Source organism: Aromatoleum evansii, assembly GCF_012910805.1.
Lineage (GTDB): Bacteria > Pseudomonadota > Gammaproteobacteria > Burkholderiales > Rhodocyclaceae > Aromatoleum > Aromatoleum evansii.
Map to the genome: position 1 here is coordinate 1 of NZ_WTVK01000165.1, position 1,126 is coordinate 1,126.

2 protein-coding genes are annotated in these 1,126 nt (G+C 61.7%); both read right to left on the reverse strand.

Annotation, left to right across the window (positions count from 1 at the left end):
• Positions 1-174: 174 nt before the first annotated feature.
• Complete coding sequence (locus tag GO615_RS27700) at positions 175-525, reverse strand: hypothetical protein (protein WP_211167408.1); 351 nt, start codon at positions 523-525, stop codon at positions 175-177.
• 85 nt (positions 526-610) lie between these two features.
• Positions 611-1,126 (reverse strand): efflux RND transporter permease subunit (locus tag GO615_RS27705; RefSeq protein WP_211167409.1); only part of this gene is annotated, 516 nt, incomplete at its 5' end.

The window sequence follows — 1,126 nt, forward strand, 5'->3', positions numbered from 1 at the left end:
GCGTCGAGCAACTCCGGCCCGACTCGGTCGCCCCACGCTTCATGATGGACGTCGTCATTCATCGCTTCGGTCCTGCAGAGCCTGAGCGATGACCGGTCGGCCGTCGATCAGAATCGACGATTCCCTGGCGTCCCGGCATCGCATGCGGTAATTCTACTAACTGAACTCGCTGGTTCATGAGGTGCGCTTTGGCAGTGGCGCGTTGCAGTCCTTGAAGTTCACGTAGACCTTGTCGCCGACCTGCAATTGCGCGTCAGCAGGCAACTTCGCCGCACGTGCATGCGGGTGTCCATTTGTAAATAACGCGACCAGCACATACAGCTCGTTGTCATCCTTATACGATGCCTCGGTCCTGCAATCATAGAATGACGGCCGGTTCAGGCTTTTCGCCGGCCCGATCTCGACCACGGTTCCCTTTCTCCAGCCGTCGTCCTGCGCATACTTCCCTTCATAGACGACATTACTCGCGCATCCCGTAAGTCCGGCCAGGGCTGCAACAAAAACGATCTTGGTACGTGCTTTCATGTGGACCTCTCTCGATTGGGTGCGAACTCGTGCGCGTTTCGCCGGTAGGCGGCGCGGCACGGTTCGTACCCGGTTTCAGTTTCACTCAGATGCTTGCAACAGGCGCGGGAGCCGCCGTGGCGACCGCGATTCGGGACAATTGCCGTTGCTCATCGCGGCCATGCGCAAGCCGGTACAGCGCGGGCAGCACCAACAGGGTCAGGACCGTAGAGGACAGGATGCCGCCGATCACGACGGTCGCCAACGGCCGTTGCACTTCGGCACCGGTCCCGACGGCAATGGCCATCGGCACGAAACCCAGCGACGCTACCAATGCCGTCATCAACACCGGACGCAGTCGCGTCAGCGCGCCTTCGCGGATCGCGTGGTCGAGCACCAGTCCATCGTCGCGCAGGCTGCGGATGTACGAGATCATCACCAGTCCGTTCAGCACCGCGACCCCGGACAGCGCGATGAAGCCGACGCCGGCCGAGATCGACAGCGGGATGCCGCGCAGCCAAAGCGCCAGGATCCCGCCCGTGAGCGCAAACGGCACGCCGGTGAACACGATGAGTCCGTCCTTGACGTTGCCGAACATGGTGAAGAGCAGCGTGAACACCAG